The sequence below is a fragment of the Oerskovia sp. NPDC057915 genome (assembly GCF_042887685.1).
GTDB lineage: Bacteria > Actinomycetota > Actinomycetes > Actinomycetales > Cellulomonadaceae > Oerskovia.
This window is the reverse complement of record NZ_JBHVOS010000004.1, coordinates 177,226-193,919: the sequence shown is the minus strand read 5'-3', so window position 1 is coordinate 193,919 and position 16,694 is coordinate 177,226. Positions and strand designations below refer to the sequence as shown.

The 16,694-nt window shown below is 72.1% G+C and carries 17 protein-coding genes; all 17 read left to right on the top strand.

Annotated features, from left to right (window positions below):
* Positions 1-693, top strand: a complete 693-nt coding sequence (locus ACFVQ3_RS04465) for an HIT family protein (RefSeq protein WP_387635558.1) — start codon at positions 1-3, stop codon at positions 691-693.
* Positions 694-1,344: a phosphatidylinositol phosphate synthase gene (pgsA, locus tag ACFVQ3_RS04460; protein WP_387635556.1), complete on the top strand. Its 651-nt coding sequence runs from the start codon at positions 694-696 to the stop codon at positions 1,342-1,344.
* 1 nt (position 1,345) lies between these two features.
* Positions 1,346-2,332: a phosphatidylinositol mannoside acyltransferase gene (locus ACFVQ3_RS04455; RefSeq protein ID WP_387635553.1), complete on the top strand. Its 987-nt coding sequence runs from the start codon at positions 1,346-1,348 to the stop codon at positions 2,330-2,332.
* 2 nt (positions 2,333-2,334) lie between these two features.
* The gene (locus ACFVQ3_RS04450) at positions 2,335-3,546 is read left to right on the top strand and encodes a glycosyltransferase family 4 protein (RefSeq protein WP_387635647.1); all 1,212 of its coding nucleotides are present in this window, start codon (positions 2,335-2,337) and stop codon (positions 3,544-3,546) included.
* Entirely contained in the window at positions 3,543-4,214 is a 672-nt protein-coding gene (locus ACFVQ3_RS04445; RefSeq protein ID WP_387635551.1) for a hypothetical protein, read from the top strand. Before ACFVQ3_RS04450 ends, ACFVQ3_RS04445 begins: the two co-directional genes overlap by 4 nt.
* 121 nt (positions 4,215-4,335) lie before the next feature.
* A complete protein-coding gene (gene pdxS / locus ACFVQ3_RS04440) occupies positions 4,336-5,259 on the top strand; it encodes a pyridoxal 5'-phosphate synthase lyase subunit PdxS (RefSeq protein WP_206053308.1) in 924 nt (307 codons plus the stop codon).
* A gap of 58 nt (positions 5,260-5,317) precedes the next feature.
* On the top strand, positions 5,318-5,980 hold the full coding sequence (locus ACFVQ3_RS04435; protein ID WP_387635549.1) for an NUDIX hydrolase: 663 nt from the start codon (positions 5,318-5,320) through the stop codon (positions 5,978-5,980).
* A 139-nt stretch (positions 5,981-6,119) separates the two neighbouring features.
* Entirely contained in the window at positions 6,120-6,779 is a 660-nt protein-coding gene (gene pdxT / locus ACFVQ3_RS04430; protein WP_387635644.1) for a pyridoxal 5'-phosphate synthase glutaminase subunit PdxT, read from the top strand.
* Between the two features lie 7 nt (positions 6,780-6,786).
* The gene (locus tag ACFVQ3_RS04425) at positions 6,787-7,545 is read left to right on the top strand and encodes a YebC/PmpR family DNA-binding transcriptional regulator (protein ID WP_387635546.1); all 759 of its coding nucleotides are present in this window, start codon (positions 6,787-6,789) and stop codon (positions 7,543-7,545) included.
* An 84-nt stretch (positions 7,546-7,629) separates the two neighbouring features.
* Complete coding sequence (gene ruvC / locus ACFVQ3_RS04420; RefSeq protein WP_138824357.1) at positions 7,630-8,193, top strand: crossover junction endodeoxyribonuclease RuvC; 564 nt, start codon at positions 7,630-7,632, stop codon at positions 8,191-8,193.
* A gap of 134 nt (positions 8,194-8,327) precedes the next feature.
* A complete protein-coding gene (ruvA, locus tag ACFVQ3_RS04415; protein ID WP_387635543.1) occupies positions 8,328-8,969 on the top strand; it encodes a Holliday junction branch migration protein RuvA in 642 nt (213 codons plus the stop codon).
* A 52-nt stretch (positions 8,970-9,021) separates the two neighbouring features.
* A complete protein-coding gene (ruvB, locus tag ACFVQ3_RS04410) occupies positions 9,022-10,095 on the top strand; it encodes a Holliday junction branch migration DNA helicase RuvB (RefSeq protein WP_387635641.1) in 1,074 nt (357 codons plus the stop codon).
* Positions 10,096-10,211: 116 nt separating this feature from the next.
* Positions 10,212-10,646, top strand: a complete 435-nt coding sequence (gene yajC, locus ACFVQ3_RS04405; RefSeq protein WP_387635540.1) for a preprotein translocase subunit YajC — start codon at positions 10,212-10,214, stop codon at positions 10,644-10,646.
* A gap of 127 nt (positions 10,647-10,773) precedes the next feature.
* Entirely contained in the window at positions 10,774-12,534 is a 1,761-nt protein-coding gene (gene secD / locus ACFVQ3_RS04400) for a protein translocase subunit SecD (RefSeq protein ID WP_387635537.1), read from the top strand.
* A complete protein-coding gene (gene secF / locus ACFVQ3_RS04395) occupies positions 12,534-13,652 on the top strand; it encodes a protein translocase subunit SecF (RefSeq protein ID WP_387635534.1) in 1,119 nt (372 codons plus the stop codon). The genes secD and secF overlap by 1 nt, the downstream gene beginning before the upstream one ends.
* A 6-nt stretch (positions 13,653-13,658) precedes the next feature.
* Complete coding sequence (locus ACFVQ3_RS04390; protein ID WP_030151412.1) at positions 13,659-14,231, top strand: adenine phosphoribosyltransferase; 573 nt, start codon at positions 13,659-13,661, stop codon at positions 14,229-14,231.
* 56 nt (positions 14,232-14,287) lie between these two features.
* Entirely contained in the window at positions 14,288-16,603 is a 2,316-nt protein-coding gene (locus ACFVQ3_RS04385) for a bifunctional (p)ppGpp synthetase/guanosine-3',5'-bis(diphosphate) 3'-pyrophosphohydrolase (protein ID WP_138824363.1), read from the top strand.
* The last annotated feature ends 91 nt before the right edge of the window (positions 16,604-16,694 follow it).

The following is a 16,694-nucleotide window of genomic DNA, read 5'->3' as shown; positions in this document are numbered from 1 at the left end:
GTGACGTCGGACGGCGCAGGGGCAGGCGGGTCGGTCGAGGGCCCGGAGGGGCATCCTCGGTTCGACGACGGGATGGACCGGTTGTGGACACCGCACCGGATGGTCTACATCGGTGGGCAGGACAAGCCGGTCGACGACCGGTCGTCGTCGTGCCCGTTCTGCCGGGTCCCTGCGCTGTCCGACGAGGACGGGCTGGTCGTGGCGCGGGGCACGTGGTGCTTCGTGGTGCTCAACCTGTACCCGTACAACCCGGGGCACCTGATGGTGTGCCCGTACCGGCACGTGTCGGACTACACGGAGCTGACGCCCGAGGAGACCGGCGAGCTGGCGCGGCTGTCGCAGCAGGCGATGCGGGTCACGCGCGCGGTGTCGGGTCCTGACGGCTTCAACCTGGGCATGAACCAGGGGGCGGTCGCGGGGGCGGGTATCGCGGCGCACCTGCACCAGCACGTGGTGCCCCGGTGGTCGGGGGACGCGAACTTCCTGCCGATCGTGGCGCACACCAAGGCGGTGCCGGAGCTGCTGGGGGACACCCGGGCCCGGTTGGCGGCGGCGTGGGGGAGCGTGGGCCCGGCGACGACCGGCGGGCCCACTGTCCCCGACGAGGTCCCCGCGCCGGAGTACGTGCCGGACGAGAACGTGCCGGACGAGAACGACGTGGCGCCGGTGGCGCCCACTTCCGAGGAGAGCTAGATGTTCGGTCGGCTGCGCGCCGTCGTGACGAGGTTGTTCACGCCGATCGCGGCGTTCCTGCTGCGTGTCGGGGTGTCCCCGGACGCGGTCACGATCGTGGGGACCCTCGGGGTCGTGGGGTCCGCGCTGTGGCTGTTCCCGACGGGGCACCTGTTCGCGGGCACCATGGCGATCATGGTCTTCGCGTTCTCGGACGCGCTCGACGGTGTGATGGCGAGGCTGTCGGGTCGTTCGGGGCCGTGGGGGGCGTTCCTGGACTCGACGCTCGACCGGCTGGCCGACGCCGCGATCTTCACGGGGCTGATCGTGTGGTTCGTGCGCACCGACAACACGTGGGGCATCTCGGTGGGGCTCGCGTCCCTGGTCCTGGGGTCGGTGGTCCCGTACGCGCGGGCCAGGGCCGAGGGGCTGGGCATGACGGCTGCCGTGGGGATCGCGGAGCGTGCCGACCGTCTGGTCGTGACGCTCGTCGCGGCGGGGCTCGTGGGTCTGGGGCTGCCCGTGACGGTGCTGGTCGTGGTCCTGGGCCTGCTCGCGGCCGCGAGCGCCGTGACGGTCGTGCAGCGGATGGCGACGGTTCGTCGTCAGGCGGTCGCTGCTGCGGGGGCCGCGCCGTCGGAGGGTGCTGCGGCGTCCGAGGGTGGTGCCTGAGGTGGGGGTGAGCGCGGACAAGGCGTTCACGTTCGCGTGGCGCAACGCGCACAAGGTGCCGGAGCCGCTGCTGCGCGGGTTGTTCACGGTGATCGCGGACGTGGCGTGGGCGACGCGCAAGGGGGGGGTGTCGCAGCTGGAGCGGAACCTGGCGCGGGTGCGCCCGGACCTGGACGCGCGGGGGCTGCGCCGGTTGAGCCGTGCGGGCATGCGGTCGTACATGCGGTACTACCGGGAGGCGTTCACGCTGCCGGCAGCGTCTCCTGCGCAGATCGAGGCGCGGGTGCGGCTGGAGGGGTACGAGAACTGCCTGCAGTTCACGTCGCGGGGGGTGACGCCTCTGCTGGCGCTGGGGCACACGGGCAACTGGGACCTGGCGGGCGCGTATGCGACGCCGCACATCGCCCCGGTGCTGACGGTCGCGGAGCGGCTGAAGCCGGAGGAGCTGTTCCAGGAGTTCCTGGCGTTCCGGAACTCGTTGGGGATCGAGATCCTGGCCCTGGGTGACGGGGACGTGTTCCGTGAGCTGATGCGTGGTGCGCGGGGGCCGGGCAGGCTCATCCCGTTGCTCGCGGACCGTGACCTGACGTCGCGGGGCGTGGAGGTTGACCTGTTCGGTGAGCGGGCCCGGGTGGCGGCGGGGCCGGCGGCGCTGGCGGTCTCGACGGGTGCGCCGTTGTTGACGGCGTCGATCCGTTACGAGCGGCTGACGGGGGTCCGGCGGCGGGCGGCGGGGACTCCGTGGGGGATCGTGATCCGGTTCTTCCCGCCGGTCGCGGTCCCGGACGGGGTGCCGCGCAGCGAGCGGGTGGCGGCGGTGACGCAGGCGTGGGTCGACCAGCTGGCGGAGGGTATCGCCGCGGACCCGGAGGACTGGCACATGCTGCAGAAGGTGTTCGTGGCGGACCTGGACCCGGACCGGTACGCCCGGACGCGGGCGACGGACGCGCAGGGTTCGACTGGTGGAGGGGTGGTGGGCTCGGCATGAGCCTGAAGGTCGGGATCGTGTGCCCGTACTCGTTCGACGTCCCGGGGGGTGTGCAGTTCCACATCCGGGACCTTGCGGAGGCGCTCATGGCGCAGGGGCACGAGGTGTCGGTGCTGGCCCCTGCGGACGAGGACACCCCGATCCCGGACTACATCACGTCCGCGGGTCGTGCGGTGCCGGTGAGGTACAACGGGTCGGTGGCGCGCATGACGTTCGGTCCGGTCACGGCGGCGCGGGTGCGCCGGTGGTTGGACGCGGGTCAGTTCGACGTGCTGCACCTGCACGAGCCGGTGACGCCGTCGCTGAGCATGCTGGCGCTGTGGATCGCGCAGGGGCCGATCGTGGCGACGTTCCACACGGCGTTGATCCGGTCGCGGGCGCTGCAGGTGGTGTACCCGTTGGTGCGTCAGAGCCTGGAGAAGATCTCGGCGCGCATCGCGGTCTCCGAGGATGCGCGGCGCACGCTCGTGGAGCACATGGGTGGTGATGCGGTCGTGATCCCGAACGGGGTGTACGTCGACACGTTCGCCGACGCCGAGCCGTCCGCGAAGTGGCAGGGGACCCCGGACGCGCCGACGATCGCGTTCCTGGGTCGCCTGGACGAGCCGCGCAAGGGTCTGCCGGTCCTGACGGCCGCGATCCCGCGAATCCTGGAGCAGGTCCCGGGGGCGCGCTTCCTGGTCGCGGGTCGCGGGGACCAGGGGCGGGCCGACGCTCTGGAGGCGTTGGGCGAGGCCGCGAGCGCCGTGGAGTTCCTGGGGTCGATCTCGGACGAGGAGAAGGCGTCGCTGCTGTCGTCGGTGGATCTGTACATCGCGCCGCAGACGGGTGGTGAGAGCTTCGGGATCGTGCTGGTGGAGGCGATGAGTGCGGGGGCGTGCGTGGTCGCCTCGGACCTGGGGGCGTTCCGTCGGGTCCTGGACGAGGGGGAGGCGGGGGCGTTGTTCCCGGTGGGGGACTCGGTCGCGTTGGCGGAGACGGTGGTGCGGGTGCTGGCGGACCCGGCGGGTCGGGTGCGGTACTGCGAGCGTGCGATCTCGTTCGTGCGCCGGTTCGACTGGTCGACGGTGACGGCGGAGGTGCTCGCGGTGTACGAGATGGCTTTGGCGGCGTCGGACGCGGTGATCCCGGTGCACGAGGATCCGGCGTCGTTGCGCGGCGGTCGCCGTCTGGGGTTGTGGCCCCGCCCGGAGCAGGAGAGGAACCCGTCGTGACGTGGTCGGAGATCGCCATCATCGTGGTGGCCGTGGTGCTGGTGGCGGGGTGGGCGCTGTGGGTCGCGGCTTCTCGCCTGGACCGGTTGCACCGCAAGGTGATGGCGTCGCGCCTGGCGTTGGACGCGCAGCTCGAGCGGCGGGCGTCGGCGGCCCTGGACCTGGCGGGGTCGGGGGAGCTGGACCCGGCGAGCTCGGTCCTGGTCGCGGAGGCGGCGTACGCGGTCCTGGACGACGACCTGCGCATGCGGGAGGTCGCGGCGGCGGTGCCGGGTCTGGCGGAGCTGGTGGCGGCCCCGGAGGGGGTGCGCAGGCCCGACGGCGGCGCGCCCGTGGTGCGGGCTCCTCGCCTCCTGGCGGGGGTGGGGATGCAGCGGGCGATGGCGGAGAGCGACCTGTCGGCGACGTTGCGCGGGGCGCTCGAGGACCCGCAGGAGGTCGCGGAGATCCGTGCCTCGCCTCTGGGGGCGGAGCTGCTGGCCGCGCTCGCGGGGGCCTGGTACCGGGCGCAGATCGCCCGCCGCTTCCACAACGAGGCGGTGGCGCAGACGCAGCGCCTGCGCCGGACCTGGTACGCCCGGGCGTTCTCCTTGGCGGGGCACGCACCCATGCCGGTCACGGTCGAGCTGGACGACGCGTGGCCTCCGGCGCTGGACCGCAACCCCTGAGCGGTCCTGGTGCCCGAGGGGTGAGCGCGCCTCCGTAGACTGGGGGTGACGTGCAAGCATGTCGGCGGCACGAGCGTGACCCCTGCTCGTGCGTCCCAACGTGAAGATTCGAGGTTTCGCGGTGTCCGTGGAGAATTCCGGCGAGAACAGCCCCCAGGTGACCGACGTCGTCGGCTCGGCCAAGGTCAAGCGCGGCATGGCCGAGATGCTCAAGGGCGGCGTCATCATGGACGTCGTCACGCCCGAGCAGGCGAAGATCGCGGAGGACGCCGGCGCGGTGGCCGTCATGGCCCTCGAGCGTGTCCCGGCGGACATCCGCGCCCAGGGCGGCGTCTCGCGCATGAGCGACCCCGACATGATCGACGGCATCATCGCGGCCGTGTCGATCCCCGTCATGGCGAAGGCGCGCATCGGTCACTTCGTCGAGGCGCAGGTCCTGCAGGCGCTGGGTGTCGACTACATCGACGAGTCCGAGGTCCTGACCCCGGCCGACTACGCGAACCACATCGACAAGTGGGCGTTCGACGCGCCGTTCGTGTGCGGGGCGACGAACCTGGGCGAGGCGCTGCGCCGCATCACCGAGGGCGCGGCCATGATCCGTTCCAAGGGCGAGGCGGGCACGGGCGACGTGTCCAACGCGACGACGCACATGCGCACCATCCGCGCCGAGATCCGCCGCCTGACGTCCCTGCCGGAGGACGAGCTGTTCGTCGCCGCGAAGGAGCTCCAGGCGCCGTACGAGCTCGTCAAGGAGATCGCCGCCACGGGCAAGCTGCCCGTGGTCATGTTCACCGCGGGCGGTATCGCGACCCCGGCCGACGCGGCGATGATGATGCAGCTCGGCGCCGAGGGCGTGTTCGTCGGCTCGGGCATCTTCAAGTCCGGCAACCCTGCCCAGCGTGCCGCGGCGATCGTCAAGGCCACCACGTTCTACGACGACCCGGCCGTCCTCGCGGACGTCTCGCGCGGCCTGGGCGAGGCCATGGTCGGCATCAACGTCGACGACATCCCCGTCCCGCACCGCCTCGCCGAGCGCGGCTGGTGACCCCGCGGGCCGGTCGGGTCGTCCCGGGGCCCCGGGGCGTCGCCCCCGTGACCTCCTCATGACGAGCACCCCCGACCGGCCCGTCGGCCACGCCCCGGCCGGGGCGGACGCACCCGCTGCGCCCGCCCCGGCGGCGTCCACGGCCCCGCCTGCCGGGGCGGGCGCCCGGGCACCGGCGCCCCCCAGCACGCTCGGTCCCGAGTGGGTCCTCGGACCCGACGGTCTGCGCCACCGGCGCGGCGCCCGCGTCCTGCTCCTCGACGCCGCGGACCGGGTCCTGCTCGCTCGCGGCCACGACACCGACCAGCCCGAACGCTCCTGGTGGTTCACGATCGGCGGCGGCATCGAACCCGGCGAGAGCGACCTCGACGCCGCGGTCCGCGAGGTCCGCGAGGAGACCGGGCTGCACCTGGACCCCGCCGCGCTCGAGGGCCCCGTGTGGACCCGCTCGGCGATCTTCGACTTCTACCGTGAGCGCTGCCGCCAGGACGAGGTCTTCTACCTCGCCCGCCTCACCGGCCCCGGCGCGACCGCGCCCCTGACCCGCGACGGCTGGACCGAGGTCGAGCACGACGTCGTCGACGAGATGCGCTGGTGGACGCTGCCCGCGCTGCGCGAGGTCACCATCGAGGTCTTCCCCGCCGGGCTGCCCGACCTCCTCGAACCTCTCCTCGGCGGCTGGGACGGGCGCACCCGCCACCTGGGCGAAGCGACCGAGTAGCCCCGCGCTCCCGCGCCCGTGCCCGCACCCGCCCGGCCGGGCTCCCCACGCACGGCGGGCGCCGCCGTCGGGCCCCTGCTGCGCGCTGCTGTCCCCGGGAGCGCGGACGGGGTGCCACGGGTGCCGCGTACGATGGGCGATCGTGAAACCGGTCATTGGAGTCCTCGCCCTGCAGGGCGACGTCCGCGAGCACGTGGCCGCCCTCGAGGTGGCCGGCGCCCGCGCCGTCACCGTGCGGCGCCCCACCGAGCTCGACGGCCTCGACGGCCTCGTGCTCCCCGGCGGGGAGTCGACCACGATCGACAAGCTGCTGCGGATCTTCGAGCTGTTCGACCCGCTGCGCACCGCGATCGGGGCAGGGCTGCCCGTGTACGGGTCGTGCGCCGGCATGATCCTGCTCGCCGACCGCGTCCTGGGCGCCACGCACGACCAGCAGACCCTCGGAGGGCTGGACGTCACGGTGCGGCGCAACGCGTTCGGCCGCCAGGTCGACTCGTTCGAGTCGTCCGTCGAGATGACCGGCGTCCCCGGCGGGCCCGTGCCCGCCGCGTTCATCCGCGCCCCCTGGGTCGAGGAGACCGGCCCCGGGGTCCAGGTCCTGGCCCGCACCCGCCACCGCGGCGCGGGCTCCCACGCGCCGTCCGGCGACGGGCCGGACGCCGGTGCCGACGGGACGGGTGACGCCGCAGGTAGAATCGTCGCAGTACGTCAGGGAACGTTGCTCGCCACCTCCTTCCACCCCGAGATCACGGGCGATGCGCGGGTGCACGAGCTCTTCGTCGCAATCGTGAAGGAGTAACAGGGGTATGTCAGGACACTCCAAGTGGGCTACGACCAAGCACAAGAAGGCCGTGATCGACGCCAAGCGCGGCAAGCTGTTCGCCAAGCTCATCAAGAACATCGAGGTCGCGGCCCGCACGGGCGGCGGAGACCTCGCCGGTAACCCCACGCTCTTCGACGCCGTCCAGAAGGCCAAGAAGTCCTCGGTCCCCAACGACAACATCGACCGCGCCCTCAAGCGCGGCTCGGGCCAGGAAGCCGGCGGCGCCGACTACCAGACGATCATGTACGAGGGCTACGGCACGGGCGGCATCGCCGTCCTCGTCGAGTGCCTCACCGACAACAAGAACCGTGCCGCCGCGGAGGTCCGCATCGCGTTCACGCGCAACGGCGGCCAGCTCGCCGACCCGGGCTCGGTGTCGTACCTGTTCTCCCGCAAGGGCGTCATCGTGGTCCCCAAGGAGGGCACCACCGAGGACGACGTCATGGAGGCCGTCCTGGAGGCGGGTGGCGAGGAGGTCACCGACGAGGGCGACACGTTCGAGATCCTCACCGAGGCCACCGACCTCGTCGCGGTCCGCACCGCGCTGCAGGACGCCGGCATCGAGTACGACTCCGCCGACGTCGTCTTCCACCCCTCCATGGAGGTCGAGGTCGACGCCGAGGGCGCCCGCAAGATCCTGCGCCTCATCGACGCCCTCGAGGACAGCGACGACGTGCAGAACGTCTACGCCAACTTCACCGCGAGCGACGAGGTCATGGCCGAGCTCGAGAGCGACGACTGACCCACCCTGGTGTGACGAAGGGCTCCCGCGCGACCGCTCGCGTGGGAGCCCTTCGTCGTGGGCGGCCCGTGAGAGGGTGAGCGCGTGCGCGTGCTCGGAGTGGACCCAGGACTGACCCGCTGCGGCGTCGGCGTCGTCGACTCGCTGCCCGGGCGGCGCGCCCGCATGGTCGCGGTCGGGGTCCTGCAGAGCCCGCCCGACCAGTCGGTGGACCTGCGCCTGCTCACCATCTCCCAACGCCTGGACGCCTGGATGGACGAGCACGTCCCCGACGTCGTGGCCGTCGAACGCGTCTTCGCCCAGCACAACGTCAGCACCGTCATGGGCACCGCCCAGGTCGCGGGCCTCGCGATGGTCGCCGCCGCGCGCCGCGGGGTGCCCGTCGCGATGCACACCCCCAGCGAGGTCAAGGCCGCCGTGACCGGCACCGGACGCGCCGACAAGATCCAGGTCCAGCGCATGGTCGCGCGCATCCTCGAGCTCGCCGAGCTGCCCAAGCCCGCCGACGCCGCCGACGCCCTCGCCCTCGCGATCTGCCACCTCTGGCGCCCCGCCGGCGCCCTGCAGGGCGGCGACCGGCACCAGCTCACCCCCGCCCAGCGCGCATGGGCCGCGGCCGAGCAGGCCTCGCGCGGCCCCCGCCGCTGACCCCCGCTGCCCGTGCCCGACGGCGAGGCTCACCCGGGAGCGCCACCGCCCGTTGCTAGAGTGGCCCACGGTTCGTACAGGTGTTCGGGGCCGGTCGTGCGCGGCCGGGACCCGCGAGGAAGCATGGAGGCACAGTGATCGCTTCGCTGTCGGGCACGGTCGCGGACGTCCGTCTGGACCGCGCCGTCATCGACGTGGGAGGCGCCGGGGGAGCCGTGGGCTACCTCGTCCACGCGACCCCCGCGACGCTGTCCGGGCTGCGCGTGGGCGAGCCCGCCCGCCTGGCCACGAGCATGGTCGTGCGCGAGGACTCCTTCACGCTGTTCGGGTTCACCGACGACGACGAGCGCGCCGTGTTCGAGGCCGTGCAGACCGTCAGCGGCGTCGGCCCGCGCCTTGCCCTGGCCATGCTCGCCGTCCACACGCCCGACGGGCTGCGCCGCGCCGTCGCGGGCGAGGACATCGCCGCGCTCATGCGCGTGCCCGGCATCGGGCGCAAGGGCGCCCAGCGCATCGCGCTCGAGCTCGGCGACAGGCTCGGGGCCCCCACGGGCACCGACCCGGGCGAGACCCCGGGAGGCCCGGGCGCCACAGTCGTGGACGACCAGCGCGACCAGGTCGTCCAGGCGCTCGTCGGCCTCGGGTGGAACCCCAAGGCCGCCGAGGACGCCCTCGCCACGGTCCTGACCCAGGCCGGGGCCGATGCCGTCGCCCCCGACGAGATCGCCGGCGCCCTGCGCGCCGCGCTGCGCGTCCTGGGCGGCCCCCGTGGCTGACTTCGACCGCGTCGGCTACGAGGACGGGCACGAGCCGTTCACGTCCGAACGCATCGTGACCTCGACCGCGGACGACCTCGAACGCGCCGCCGAGGCCGCCCTGCGACCGCGGCGCCTCGAGGAGTTCGTCGGGCAGCTCGTCGTGCGCGACCAGCTCTCCCTCGTCCTGCAGGCTGCGCTCGCACGCGGCGCGACGCCCGACCACGTCCTGCTCTCGGGCCCGCCCGGGCTCGGCAAGACGACCCTCGCGATGATCATCGCGGCCGAGCTCGGCACCTCGCTGCGCGTCACGTCGGGCCCCGCGATCCAGCACGCGGGCGACCTCGCCGCCGTCCTGTCCTCCCTCGAGGAGGGCGAGGTCCTGTTCATCGACGAGATCCACCGCCTCGCACGCCCCGCCGAGGAGCTGCTGTACGTCGCGATGGAGGACTTCCGCGTCGACGTCGTCGTCGGCAAGGGGGCGGGGGCCAGCGCCATCCCGCTGTCCCTGCCACCGTTCACCGTCGTGGGCGCCACCACGCGCGCCGGGCTCCTGCCCGCGCCGCTGCGCGACCGCTTCGGGTTCACCGGGCACCTCGACTTCTACTCGGCCGAGGAGCTCGAGCGCGTCATCATCCGCTCGGCCGGGCTCCTCGGCGTTGAGATCAAGCACGCCGCCGCCCACGAGATCTCCGGCCGCTCGCGCGGCACGCCCCGCATCGCCAACCGCCTCCTGCGCCGCGTGCGCGACTGGGCGCAGGTGCGCGGCGACGGGACCATGGACCTGCGGGCGGCCCGCGCGGCCCTCGAGGTCTACGAGGTCGACGAGCTCGGCCTCGACCGCCTCGACCGGGCCGTCCTGGGCGCCCTGTGCACCCGGTTCGGGGGCGGCCCCGTGGGGCTGAGCACGCTCGCCGTGACCGTGGGGGAGGAGTCGGAGACGGTCGAGACCGTCGCCGAGCCCTTCCTCGTGCGCGAAGGCCTGATCGGGCGCACCCCGCGCGGTCGCGTGGCCACCCCCGCGGCCTGGGCCCACCTCGGCCTCACCCCGCCCGACCCCCTCACGCCCCGCGGACCGGGCGCCGGGCTCGGCCAGCGGACCGGCTCCGCGCGGTCGGGCGGAACCCTGTTCGACACAGGGGCCTAGACTGAGGGAATCTGAGCGGCGGAACTCCACGGCCGGACGGTTCGTTGGTGATCCGTACGCGTGCGCCTAGACTGCCGCGCAGATCCCAGCACAGAACAGGAACCGGTTACCCCGTCATGGACTTCAGCCTCATTCTCATCCTCGCTCTCGCCGCCGGAGCGATGTTCCTCATGACCAACCGGTCGCGCAAGGCTCAGAAGGAAGCGGCTGCCTTCCGTACCAACCTGGCCCCCGGCCAGGAGGTCATGACCGGGTCTGGCCTGTTCGGCACCATCGTCGACGTCGACGAGGAGAAGGACATCATCACGATCGAGTCCACGCCCGGCACCCAGACGCGCTGGCTGCGTGCCGCGATCGCCAAGCTCGTCGACCCGCCCGTCGAGGAAGAGGGCACCGACGAGCTGACCGAGGGCACCGAGGAGGGCGCGGTCTACGGCGACGCGGCCACGGTCTCCTCGTCGAACGACGACGTCCTCGACGTCCCGGACGACCTGTCCGGGCTCACCGACAAGCCGGGGGACAAGCGGGACGACGGCACCGACAGCAAGTGACACCACGTCGCACCCCGATCCCGGGGTGCGACGTCGACCCGCGCCATCTCACGATGTCGCGCGCACGAGAAGAGACGGATAGTTGGCCACCTCCAACACACGACGCGCCAGGCCCGTACGCACCCTGGTGACCCTCGCTGTACTGATCCTCGCGTTGTTCGCGTCGATCTTCGCCGGCACCAAGTGGTCGGACGCGAGCATCACCCCGGGACTCGCCCTCGACCTGGAGGGCGGCACGCAGATCATCCTGACGCCGATCGCCTCCGAGGGTCAGGTCACCGACGAGACGATCACGCAGGCGATCAACGTGATCCGCCAGCGCGTCGACTCCTCGGGCGTGACCGAGGCCGAGATCACCAGCCAGGGCAACAACATCGTCGTCGGGCTGCCCGGCACCCCGAGCGACGAGACGCTCGACCTCGTGCGCAAGTCCGCGCAGATGCGGTTCCGCCCGGTCCTGACCGTCGGCGCCCCCACCCCGGTGGAGACCACGACCCCGGCCGAGGCTCCCGCGGAGCCCGAGACGCCCGTCGTCCCCGCCAACCCGAGCGACCTCGCCCAGATCACCCCCGCGGTCCAGGCCCAGTTCGACGCGCTCGACTGCACCGACCCCAAGAACCTCACGGGCGGGCTGGGCGACGAGCCCGACGCACCCCTGGTCACGTGCGCCGACGACGGCAGCGCGAAGTACATCCTGGGGCCGGTCGAGATCGAGGGCACCGAGATCTCCAACGCCAGCTCGGGCATGGGCACCACGGCGCAGGGCGTGAGCACCGGCCAGTGGGTCGTCAACCTCGAGTTCAACAACGAGGGCACCGCAGCCTTCAAGGACACGACGACGCGCCTGGTCTCGCTTCCCTCCCCGCAGAACGCGTTCGCGCTCGTCCTCGACGGGCTCGTCATCTCCGCCCCGACCGCGAACGACGTCATCACGGACGGCAAGGCCGAGATCTCCGGCAGCTTCACGCGTGAGAGCGCCGCGCTGCTCGCCAACCAGCTCAACTTCGGCTCGCTCCCGCTGACCTTCGAGGTCCAGAGCGAGCAGCAGATCTCCGCGACCCTCGGCAGCGAGCAGCTCGAGAAGGGCCTCATCGCCGGCGCGATCGGCCTCCTGCTGGTCGTCATCTACTCGCTCTTCCAGTACCGGGCACTGGGCCTGGTCACCGTCGCCTCGCTCGGCATCGCCGCAGTGCTCACCTTCGGGGTGATCCTGCTGCTGTCCTGGACGATCGGGTACCGGCTCTCGCTGCCCGGCGTCGCCGGCATCATCGTCGCGATCGGCATCACCGCGGACTCGTTCATCGTGTACTTCGAACGCATCCGCGACGAGCTGCGCGACGGCCGCACCCTGAACTCGGCCGTCGAGAAGGGCTGGGACCGCGCACGGCGCACCATCCTGGCCTCCGACGCGGTCAACTTCCTCGCCGCGGTCGTGCTGTACTTCCTGGCCGTGGGCGGCGTGCGCGGCTTCGCGTTCACGCTCGGACTGACGACCCTGATCGACCTGATCGTGGTCTTCATGTTCACCCACCCGGTCATGCAGCTCCTCGCGAAGACCAAGTTCTTCGCCAGCGGGCACCCGGCCTCGGGCCTCGACCCGCGTCGCCTCGGAGCGACCACCCGGTACGCCGGCCGCGGGCGGGTCGCCCGCCCCGGGACCACCGAGGACAAGGGCGCACCGGTCAGCGACGCGGCCGTCGACGAACCGTTCGACAGCCCCACCCGCGAGAAGGTCGGTGCCGGCGCGAGCCTCCAGGGCGCGACCGGAGGTGACGGCACCCGCATGACGATCGCCGAGCGCCGTGCCGCGGCCCGCCGGGCAGCCGAGTCCGACGCCCCCACCACCGGCTCCTCGACCGAGGGCGACAAGAACGAGGAGAACCTCTGATGGCGCAGGGATTCGCCCAGTGGGGCAACGACCTCTACACGGGTCGCAAGTCCTACCAGATCGTCGGCAACCGCCGCCGCTTCTACATCGTCGCGATCGTCATGGTCGTCCTGTCGTTCGGGGTCCTGCTCACCAAGGGCTTCAACCTCGGCATCGACTTCCGCGGCGGCTCGGAGTTCGTCGTCTCCAACGTGAGCGACACCAGCCAGCAGCCCGCGATCGACGCCGTGGCAGAGGTCGCGCCGGAAGAGGTCCCGCGCGTCACGACCGTCGGTGGCAGCGCGATCCGCGTCCAGACCGACCGACTGACGGCGGACGAGGTCCTCGAGGTCCGCGACGCGCTCGCCGGCGCCTACTCCGTGACAGAGAACGACGTCACGACCGCGTTCATCGGCCCCAGCTGGGGCAAGGACGTCTCGCAGAAGGCCATCACGGGCCTCATCGTCTTCCTCGCGCTCGTGGGCCTGGTCATGACGATCTACTTCCGCAACTGGCGCATGGCCGCGGCCGCGCTCATCGCGCTGTTCCACGACCTCATCATCACGGTCGGGATCTACGCGGCGATCGGCTGGGAGGTGACCCCGGCGACCGTGATCGGCTTCCTGACGATCCTCGGGTACTCGATCTACGACACGGTCGTGGTCTTCGACAAGGTCCGTGAGAACACGCACGGCATCCTCGACCAGACCCGCAGCACCTACGCGGAGCGTGCGAACCTCGCGGTCAACCAGACCCTCGTCCGGTCGATCAACACCTCCGTCGTGGCGCTGCTGCCCGTGAGCGCGATCCTGTTCATCGGCGCGTTCCTCCTGGGAGCCGGCACGCTGCGCGACATCTCGCTCGCACTGTTCGTCGGCATGGCCGTCGGTGCGTACTCCTCGATCTTCCTGGCGACGCCCCTGGAGGTCACGCTGCGCGAGCGCGAGCCCGCCATCAAGGAGCACACCAAGAAGGTCCTGGAGAAGCGGGCGGCTCTCGTCGAGCAGGCCGCGCAGTCCACGGGCGGCGCGACGGACGACGCCGCCCTGGCCGCCGCCGGGGTCCAGGGTGCCGGCCAGCTCCAGCCCGGCTCGCACCAGGGCGTCAAGGCACAACCGCGACGCAAGCGGGGGCACTGACCCCTCATGAGCACCAGCAGCATCCTTCCCGTCGGCCTGACGGGTCTGGGGGACGAGCGCGCGGCAGAGGTCCTCGGACTGATCCGCGACGTCCCGGACTACCCCCAGCCCGGCGTCACGTTCCGTGACATCACCGGCCTGCTCGCCGACGGCAGGGCGCTCGGCGACGTGGTCGACTCCCTCGCGGCCTTCGCCGCGGGGGGCGTCGACCTCGTCGCCGGTCTGGAGGCCCGCGGCTTCCTGATCGGCGCCCCGCTCGCGACCCGCCTCGGCGTCGGCTTCCTGCCGCTGCGCAAGGCGGGCAAGCTCCCGCCGCCCACCGAGACCGTCACGTACGACCTCGAGTACGGCACCGCCTCGATCGAGCTGCGCACGGGGACGCTCGCCCCTGGGGCACGGGTCCTCGTGGTCGACGACGTGCTCGCCACGGGCGGGACCGCCTCGGCCGGTGCCGAGCTCGTGGAGCGCTGCGGCGGCGTCGTCGTCGGCCTCGCCTTCCTGCTCGAGCTCGACGGGCTCGGGGGCCGCGAACGGCTCGCGGGCCGCCAGGTCGACACGCTCCTGCGCGTGGAGTCGTAGGATTGCCACTCCGACGGACGTCGAGATTCTCCGGCGATCAGGGTGAGGAGGCACGCATGAGCGAAGAGACACGGACCGGTCGGTCCACGAGCGACAGCGGGCAGTCCTCGGCAGCACGGGTACGGTCGCGGCTGGTGCGGTTCGGGGTCCGGGGGAGCCAGGGAGGCATCCCCGCGCTCGAGCCCGTGCTCCAGGCGGTACGGACCAACCACCCCAAGTCCGACCTGTCGGTCATCGAGCGCGCCTACGCGACCGCGGAGAAGGCTCACCGCGGTCAGATGCGCAAGAGCGGTGACCCGTACATCACGCACCCCGTGGCCGTCGCGACGATCCTCGCCGACCTCGGGTTCGACGGGGCGACGCTCGCCGCGGCCCTGCTGCACGACACGGTCGAGGACACCGAGTACTCGCTCGACCACCTGACCGAGGAGTACGGCGAGGAGATCGCCATGCTCGTCGACGGCGTCACCAAGCTCGACAAGGTGACGTACGGCGACGCGGCGCAGGCCGAGACGGTCCGCAAGATGGTCGTGGCCATGGCCCGCGACATCCGCGTCCTGGTGATCAAGCTCGCCGACCGCCTGCACAACGCCCGGACGTGGAAGTTCGTCCCGTCGTCCTCGGCCGAGCGCAAGGCCCGCGAGACGCTCGAGATCTACGCGCCGCTCGCCCACCGCCTGGGCATGAACACGATCAAGTGGGAGCTCGAGGACCTGTCGTTCGCGACCCTCTACCCCAAGGTGTACGAGGAGATCGTGCACCTGGTCGCCGAGCGTGCGCCGGCCCGCGAGGAGTACCTCGCCGTGGTCCGCGAGCAGGTGACCGCGGACCTGCGGACCGCGAAGATCAAGGCGACCGTGACCGGGCGCCCCAAGCACTACTACTCGATCTACCAGAAGATGATCGTGCGCGGGCACGACTTCGCGGAGATCTACGACCTGGTCGGCGCACGCGTCCTCGTGGACACCGTGCGCGACTGCTACGCGGCGCTCGGCGCGCTGCACGCGCGATGGAACCCCGTCCCCGGGCGGTTCAAGGACTACATCGCGATGCCCAAGTTCAACATGTACCAGTCGTTGCACACCACGGTCATCGGCCCCGGCGGCAAGCCCGTCGAGATCCAGATCCGCACGCACGACATGCACCGCCGCGCGGAGTACGGGGTCGCGGCGCACTGGAAGTACAAGGAGGTCGCCAAGTCGAGCGGCGCTCCGGACACCGCGTCGACCGACATGCAGTGGCTGCGCCAGCTCGTCGACTGGCAGCGGGAGACCGCGGACCCCTCGGAGTTCCTCGACTCGCTCCGCTTCGAGATCGGCGGCGCGGAGGTCTACGTCTTCACGCCCAAGGGTGACGTCATCGCGCTGCCCGCAGGGTCGACGCCCGTCGACTTCTCCTACGCGGTGCACACCGAGGTGGGCCACCGCACCATGGGGGCGCGCGTCAACGGGCGGCTCGTCCCGCTCGACTCCAAGCTGGAGAACGGCGACGTCGTCGACGTCCTGACCTCCAAGTCGGAGACCGCGGGTCCCAGCCGTGACTGGCTCGCGTTCGTCAGCAGCCCGCGTGCCCGCAACAAGATCCGCCAGTGGTTCTCCAAGGAGCGCCGCGAGGAGGCCGTCGAGCACGGCAAGACCGCGATCGCCAAGGCCATGCGCAAGCAGAACCTGCCGATCCAGCGCCTGCTCAGCCACGAGTCGCTCGTGGGTCTCGCGAACGAGATGCGCTACCCCGACGTCTCGGCGCTGTACGCGGCGATCGGCGAGGGCCAGGTCTCGGCGGCGAGCGTCGTGCAGAAGCTCGTGCACGCTCTCGGTGGCGAGGACGGCGCGTCGGAGGACCTGGCCGAGATCACGCGCCCCGGGCACACGGCCCGCCGCCCCCGCACGGGCGACCCGGGCGTGGTCGTCAAGGGCGTGGACGACATCTGGGTCAAGCTCGCCAAGTGCTGCACCCCGGTGCCCGGCGACGAGATCATCGGCTTCATCACGCGCGGTCAGGGCGTCAGCGTCCACCGGGCGGACTGCGCCAACGTCGTGGGGCTGCGCAACCAGCCCGAACGCATCGTGGACGTCGACTGGACCACGGGCAGCAACGCCCTGTTCCTGGTGCAGATCCAGGTCGAGGCGCTCGACCGGGCACGCCTGCTCTCGGACGTGACGCGGGTCCTGTCGGACCACCACGTCAACATCCTCTCGGCGACGGTCTCGACCTCGAACGACAGGGTCGCGATGTCCCGCTTCGTGTTCGAGATGGCCGAGCCGGGCCACCTGGCCACGGTCCTGTCCGCGGTGCGCAAGGTCGACGGCGTGTTCGACGTCTACCGCATCACGGGATCCAAGGCCGAGGAACGGCCGCCGCTCCCGGCCTGACCGGGCTGCGCCCCCGCGACGCCCGACGACGTCGGGCACCGGGGGCGTGCCCGTCGCCCGGGGGAGCGGCGCGCGGGCGAGCCGACCCGGC

Excerpts from the sequence above, each read along its gene's own strand:
- ACFVQ3_RS04390 (WP_030151412.1), top strand. The coding sequence starts at position 13,659 with ATGAGCACCAGCAGCATCCTTCCCGTCGGCCTGACGGGTCTGGGGGAC.
- ACFVQ3_RS04385 (WP_138824363.1), top strand. The coding sequence starts at position 14,288 with ATGAGCGAAGAGACACGGACCGGTCGGTCCACGAGCGACAGCGGGCAG.
- pgsA (WP_387635556.1), top strand. The coding sequence starts at position 694 with ATGTTCGGTCGGCTGCGCGCCGTCGTGACGAGGTTGTTCACGCCGATC.
- yajC (WP_387635540.1), top strand. The coding sequence starts at position 10,212 with ATGGACTTCAGCCTCATTCTCATCCTCGCTCTCGCCGCCGGAGCGATG.
- ACFVQ3_RS04435 (WP_387635549.1), top strand. The coding sequence starts at position 5,318 with ATGACGAGCACCCCCGACCGGCCCGTCGGCCACGCCCCGGCCGGGGCG.
- ACFVQ3_RS04425 (WP_387635546.1), top strand. The coding sequence starts at position 6,787 with ATGTCAGGACACTCCAAGTGGGCTACGACCAAGCACAAGAAGGCCGTG.
- secF (WP_387635534.1), top strand. The coding sequence starts at position 12,534 with ATGGCGCAGGGATTCGCCCAGTGGGGCAACGACCTCTACACGGGTCGC.